This is a genomic window from Pseudidiomarina homiensis, from assembly GCF_003987225.1.
GTDB lineage: Bacteria > Pseudomonadota > Gammaproteobacteria > Enterobacterales > Alteromonadaceae > Pseudidiomarina > Pseudidiomarina homiensis.
Genome location: NZ_PIPX01000005.1, coordinates 1 through 6598 on the forward strand (window position 1 = coordinate 1; position 6598 = coordinate 6598).

Below are 6598 nucleotides of genomic sequence, written 5' to 3' on the forward strand. Positions count from 1 at the left end.
TGCGAAGACGGGTATGAATAGCCTTTACGACCGTTTTTTGCAAACCATCAACCTTAAGTGCTGCCTCGCATTCAACTACACCGAAACGTTTTACTTTATCAAGGCGACTTTGGGTATCTAATGCACCACTGACAGAGCCATAACTTTCACTTAAAAATGGATTACCGTTAATCATATCAAACACCTCCTAATTGTACTGAACCAAAAGATACTTCTGACCACCATAGACCAGCAGCGGACTGCGTTTATTCGTCATCGTGAACTGATAACCGTACTCGGTGAGTTCATCGAAGCTGAAAAGCAGCCGTTCCTGGTAAGATTTGGAATCCGATTTATTTGAATTACTATTTTCCCTGGCATAATTATCATCACCTTGCTCACCTGGGTAGTTACTCGCACCTGGTGAACTGTCATAACTAATCGTTTTGTCGGTATGACAGTTTACGTAAAACCGTCGAATCGTAGGGCCATCACTAACTTTTATGTCTTCATGACCAGCAAGTGAGAGTTTTACACAAAGGGAATTAAGCGGGTGAGGTACATTGTTCAACGCCGTGATTGGAAGAATCTCACTTTCAACCGGGTAAACCACTTTTTGCCCGGATGAAGAAGAGCCTCGATTAACCAGTCCATCAGAAACCACAATATCAAGCTCACTTGAACCGCCATTATCAACGTTATTATCAACGTCAGAATTGCCATCATCCCCTCCGAAAATTCGGAAATACGCAAGCACAATGAGGATCACCAAAAACACAAGTACAGCAATAAAGAAATAAGCTTTACGAGGTAACTTGAACTTGTGGTTATGCCTATCAGCTGAGTGATAAAGCCCCCAAAACTGTTGATCAGATTGCACAGTTTGTTTATCAGCTTTTTGCTTAGCGTGATAATCCTCGGGATCTTGTGCACAGCCATTATGGCTATATTTAATGACACGATTTTGGCCTAAATTACGAACAAAATGATAATGGTTTACAGCCAAGTTTCGAATGTTGATATCAATAAGCTTAGGATGCTGAGTAATCAAAAACACATCGCCACCGGAGTGCCGCACCGTCTCGAACTCTGAAATATGCTTAGGAACTTCCGAACCAGGGCGACGAGGCAGAAACCACCTTTGACATTCGTCAATAACGATACGGCACGGGCGAGGCAGTACGTGCCAATCAGTAGGATTATCGAACTCGATCCAATGTAAATTAAACTGCTCAAGCTGGTCAAAGCTCGCTTCGGGATTAATTTTTAAGTAATTCTCAAGTTCAAGAAGCCGCCATTCCGGATAAACACGGCGACACCACGACAACCACAACTCGAGACCTCCATCATACTGCCAAACCTCGAATTGCTGTTCTAAATGCGGAACATCTTTTAATTCAACGCGACGTTTTTGATTGTGGCAACGCTCCATCAGCAGTTGATAATGTTCTTTATCTTTACCCTCCAAAGACGGACGAAATACACCATAGAAGAAGCCCTGAAAGGAATTACAAACATCATAATCAAGAAACATCAACGGAATGTTGTGATAAAACACAACACGATTCTGATGCTCTTTATCCTGGACAACCATCTTGATAGTGTTAAGCGTTTTATTCGCGCCAGGGCGACCAGTTATCAAAGTTAATGAATACATGAATCAACCTCGTCGGAGAATAAAGCGCGCAAGCTGGCAACTGCGTTTGCCTATCTTGCGCGCTGCTTTGTTATGCAATCCAATTTTCAGTTTTACGCATAGAGAATTTCGACGCCTGAACACCACCAATAACGCCTTTGAGTACTAATGAAGCAGAGAAACCACCAAAAACGATTGGCAAAAATTCGAATAGTCCTATTGTATTTATGCCTATCAATAACATTTCTGGCATACCAGTCATGTTGGATAAAAGCTGGTTATAAAGGGTAGTTAATGCAAAAGAACCAAGTTCATACGTCACCCAACCAGCCCCAACGGAGTAAAGCGCACCTACCGCCAAATCCCCAATATGGGTAATGAACCAGAAAGCAAACCAACTACGGAACTTGACAAAGATTCCGATAAGCAGCCGACCCAAACCAATGAGAGGACCAGCTAGTTTAATGAGTAGACCTGCAAAGGGCATTAGAACATCCCCCATAAGACGACGAGAACAAGGTAGTGATAAACGTAAATCTCATACGTGTGCCTTCCGTATTTGTAGAAAAACTCAAAGCGGGGGAGTTGGAGCCCCAAAGAGAAACACGTGTACCCAAGCCAAAACGCAAACATTAACCAAAGATGCCCCGCCAAGATGAAGACCAAGAAAAGGAAAAACTGGGTTAAGAAGCAGACCACGGGGCGGTTAGCTAGCAAAAACGGCGCGGCAGCATACAACAAAACCTCATAGGACAATGACCAAAGGGGCGCATTGGTTGGGATCGTCCCGAAAAAGGGGTTAAGGAAAACTAAGTTCGTTAGATACTCAGGTTGATAAATGCCAAACACCAGGGAGAGACCCAACGCTAATACGAACGCTTTTACGTAAGTGGGATAGATACGTTTTACACGTTTTACGTAAAAATCTCTCACAGAATTACGTAACAACGAATTTGCGTTCACCCAACCCGATATAAAAAAGAATACCGCAACCGCGGCATAGCTAAGGCTTTCATTGATAGGATTGTTAAGATTACCACTAACAAACTCGTAAACGTGGCTAAGGACGACAATCGCGCACGCAATGACCCGAAGCGAATCCAAGGTTCGTGTTGTTGACCAGGTGATTTGGGGAAGTGACCGAGCAAGTGTTTGCATTAGCTAATACTCCGAACAACAACCCTTGCAACGATGAAATACGCGATAGCCAGCAAGATATAACGAACACCGCCAAGGGTGTCGCAGACAGGCTTGCTATTAAAATCAAGTTCACCAAAAGTGAGAGAGATTGGCAGTGTTTCGGGACATGTGGCGGTAACGCTGTATTCATCGAACTGAGCGATTTCGTTATCCAGGTTAACTATTTTTTCTGGGAGTTCTTGATCAGAAAGTGGTGACCAATTAGAGCAAGCACCAGTTACCGGATCAGGAACACAATCAAGCGCATCTATCGAAACATCTTCTTCATTTGCCCATCCAGCAGGGTCTCCACTACCCGTACCACCACCAGAGCCACCAGACGAACGAACAGCGCGTTCTATATCAGCACCAATTTGGGCATTAACTTTAGCAAGGTCAGATAAGCCTTCTACAACAAACTTAGAATTCTTATCATGATTCAAGTTGCGCTGATTCACCGCTTCGGCCATACCGTCGAGTAATTCGCCAGTTTGGGTACGGGTCTCAAACGCGAATTTCTGACCAAGATAGGAAGAACCTTCATCGTTGGCCGGAGCGGTTGGGTCAGTGCCAGGTGCAGATCCGCCGCCCAAGTCACCACCATCAATCGGGGTCGAAGGGTCTAAAGGGTCAGAACCAGTATTATCTGGCATAGGCGAGCCAATCGAACCTGTACACGTTTCACCAGTGGCAGTCCAAGTGAATGTCGGTTCTTCACCACCAAAGCTGATACCTAAATCATCGCGCTCGAAAACACACGAGTAATTGTTTGGATTATCATCGAGTACAGTGACACACGAAACTGCGTCTTCAGTATCTTGGAAAGAGGTACCAGCAGCCGAGTGACCTTGACAAAATTCTTCATGTGCCGAATCAATTGAGCAAGTTCCGTCACCGTTGTCGATTGGATGGGTTTCAGGGCACTTATAATCCGTGAATGGGTTTAAAAGCAGCGCGGTACGACTATTCGTTCCGTGAAAATCGCCACTAGGTAGACTATAAACATCGTGAGATTGCGTGACAGCTGGAGTAGGATAATTTGAACAAACAGTAGGACCAGCAGTTACGTCCCACCTCCAATAATCTCCTTCCATAGCAGAGCGATAGCGCTCCATAGCCGCCGCTGCATCTGCCCCAGAAGTATTAGACCAAGTAGTATGGGTAGAACCACCACATTGACCAGTTAAAAATCTAACATCCTGATAATTAGTAAATGCTACATCTTTGGGAACGGTATCTTGCGCAGAAACAGACTTTAAAAAACCCGCCGCAAGCAGAACGGCAAGGAACAACAAGCGGCAGGGTTGGGAAAGCATAACGTTATACACTCAATCGGAGAAAAGAATGTATAACGCCATGAGTCCCGTGATTATTAGTACATCGTCAACAGTAAACATGGCGTTATACTCCAAGGTTCAGGGCTTAACTGAAGATCATGCCCTTCACCCACTTGTAACCAATTGCCAAGAAAGCCATGGCAATGATTGCACCACCAACGATCGCAGCATTGCCGCCAAAGTCGGTTTCAAATTGCGTTGCCGCAGTTTGAACCGCCGATGGTTCGGTAGCTAATGCAACCGTACTTGTTAAAAGCGCACCAACGAATGCGCCAACCTTGAGTAACCATTTCATAGGTTCGTCCTCATCGATTGAAAATCATCCTTACGAGTGTTTTCGTTCCCCACGCCCCTAGAAGGATGATTACTAGAGTCGGGAGAATTTGGAGGAACTGTTCAGCCGTTAGGCCGACCGCAGCAGTTTCCGCCCAAACCATAGGTTCAGGACATGACCCATTAATCGGATCGACAGGGCAGACCTGAACCCAACTCATTACGCGACCTTAGCGACCGAAGTCGGCTGCGCAACAATGTTGTTTTCCTCATTGGTAAGGTTGTACTGCATACCTGCGCCGTTACGAGTTGCAAAGACGCGAGGATAGACAGAGACGAAAACGTGCTTGCCGTTAAGGTCTTTAAGTGCGGTATGGTATGCGGCGTTCATAATTTTTTCAGAGACCTGAACTTCAAGAACATCGGTTTGCCCAGGGAAACCATTGGCCACTGGAACCTCGATACCAATGAAATATTGAATCCAAGGATTACCATCGTTACCTTTACGTTCCTCGACCCGTTGACCAACTAAACGGCCAGCCAAGAGCGTACCAGCATAAGCATTATTAGATTGCGACATTGAAATCACCTCTTGTGTACATGTAAGGAAGCAAGTTAGCGGGAACTTCTACAGGTTTTGCTTCAATAACCCGAAGAAGCGGAACAACGTTATTTTTGGCCGCGCGTGGCGGCGCTAAAGAAATGTCACAGCCAAGCAGTTCTTTAAGTTGCCGGCGGTGACGATAAAAAGTGTTTCTTGCTAGATTTTGTTGCATATCGAAACCATGCAACCAAAGTTCATAAGTGCCACGTAACGAGTTGGGAAGCGAGAGAGCAGCGCTTTCGGGAATTCTATGGACGTCAGACATATCAATACGCTCTAGATACGATTTATATAAATGTTGGCAAAAGTTCGGGGTTAAATCAGACCCCAGAACGTCAGCTTTGGAGAGTTGTTTCTCAGCAATCTTCTGTAATTCTTTACCACGCAATACGAGTTCGGCGCGTAACTTGCCGTCAGCAAACGACGGGATAGGGGAGTTGAGCAGTTCCAACGGGATTTTATTGCGATAGATTTCACGACCTTTGTTATAGAACTTCACCGACCAACGGCGCGAGTGTTTTTGAAAGTAAAGTGTTCCCCTGGTCATTTCAGGTTTACCGCTACGACTTTTCGCCATGACTGAACAAGACTGAATCCAGTGATCCACATCTTGAGACGTTCCACAGTTATACGAAGCGGTTAAATCAACGCGCTTCACTTTAAAATCACCCTGTAAGATTCGTTGAAGTTGAAACGGATAGATCGGAATATCACAAAGATTTAGCGCCTGCTGGACACCAGCAGCAACCAAGAGAGGAATATCAAGAGCACCAAAAACATTATGGCCCTGTAAGAACTTGGCAAAGTTTCCGTCCAAATAAAGCTGTGTTCCGATACAGGAGCCGTCATCGCGAGTAATAACATTGTTCGTTTTCACCTGAATTGATGATTCCCAACTAGAACGAACGCTACGGCGCTTCGTAATAGTACGCGTTACATTACCGTCTGAATCAATATCGAGCATGGCACCACTAGGGATGGGCTCATGCGGACACTCGATAACACAGGTAATCCAGTCACACATTAACGACATTACTGACCCCGCTTAGCTTTCCAAACGGCATACGCAATGCAGCAGCCGATAAAAACGGGAAGAATCAGACTATGACTCATGCGTTAACTTCCTCAAAACAGAAGAGAAACTTAGACCGAGCTTTCTCCAAGCGAGCGACCGAAACCTTGTGGTCATCGAGTCGCTCCTGGAGAACTGCACGTGCGCTTTCGTACTCATTCGCTAAATGCTCACCTTCAAGTTCGCTAACTCCGACGCAAGCACGTTGAAATTTGCGTGCTAAATCACGTAAATCATTACGTAAGGAAACGATGTTCTTGCGATGGTATTTAAGATCGGCGTTAACCGCAGACAACGTTAAAGGGTTCGTACCTAGATCAGCCACCGACGATTCAATCGCCGTATCGATAACATGGAACGGCAGGTTTGCTAACGTCATGAGAAATCTCCTTTACCAGGGCCAAACATTTCGCCTTCGGCACACGCCAAAAGGTCTTCGCGAGTAAAACTAGATTGGGTCATAACTACCTTGCCTTTAGTTCAAGTGCCGCTAGCTTAGCGAACACTTGTACGCTTAA

The 6598-nt window shown here is 45.3% G+C and carries 8 protein-coding genes; all 8 read right to left on the reverse strand.

The annotated features are described in order from the left end of the window. Positions 1-187: 187 nt before the first annotated feature. The 8 genes from CWI70_RS12330 to CWI70_RS12365 all read right to left on the reverse strand — a co-directional run bounded on the left by CWI70_RS12330 (position 188) and on the right by CWI70_RS12365 (position 6459). A complete protein-coding gene (locus tag CWI70_RS12330; protein WP_126774186.1) occupies positions 188-1636 on the reverse strand; it encodes a zonular occludens toxin domain-containing protein in 1449 nt (482 codons plus the stop codon). A 70-nt stretch (positions 1637-1706) separates the two neighbouring features. Next, positions 1707-2102: a DUF2523 family protein gene (locus CWI70_RS12335; RefSeq protein ID WP_157980908.1), complete on the reverse strand. Its 396-nt coding sequence runs from the start codon at positions 2100-2102 to the stop codon at positions 1707-1709. After that, a complete protein-coding gene (locus tag CWI70_RS12545; RefSeq protein WP_126774190.1) occupies positions 2102-2773 on the reverse strand; it encodes an acyltransferase family protein in 672 nt (223 codons plus the stop codon). The genes CWI70_RS12335 and CWI70_RS12545 overlap by 1 nt, the downstream gene beginning before the upstream one ends. Further along, positions 2773-4110 (reverse strand): virulence factor TspB C-terminal domain-related protein, encoded by a 1338-nt coding sequence (locus CWI70_RS12345; protein ID WP_126774192.1) that lies wholly within the window; start codon positions 4108-4110, stop codon positions 2773-2775. Before CWI70_RS12345 ends, CWI70_RS12545 begins: the two co-directional genes overlap by 1 nt. A 106-nt stretch (positions 4111-4216) precedes the next feature. Beyond that, a complete protein-coding gene (locus CWI70_RS12350; protein WP_126774194.1) occupies positions 4217-4426 on the reverse strand; it encodes a hypothetical protein in 210 nt (69 codons plus the stop codon). 198 nt (positions 4427-4624) lie between these two features. After that, on the reverse strand, positions 4625-4984 hold the full coding sequence (locus CWI70_RS12355) for a DNA-binding protein (protein WP_126774196.1): 360 nt from the start codon (positions 4982-4984) through the stop codon (positions 4625-4627). Beyond that, positions 4971-6041: a phage/plasmid replication protein, II/X family gene (locus tag CWI70_RS12360; RefSeq protein ID WP_126774198.1), complete on the reverse strand. Its 1071-nt coding sequence runs from the start codon at positions 6039-6041 to the stop codon at positions 4971-4973. Before CWI70_RS12360 ends, CWI70_RS12355 begins: the two co-directional genes overlap by 14 nt. A 76-nt stretch (positions 6042-6117) precedes the next feature. Continuing rightward, complete coding sequence (locus CWI70_RS12365) at positions 6118-6459, reverse strand: hypothetical protein (RefSeq protein WP_126774200.1); 342 nt, start codon at positions 6457-6459, stop codon at positions 6118-6120. Between the last annotated feature and the right edge of the window lie 139 nt (positions 6460-6598).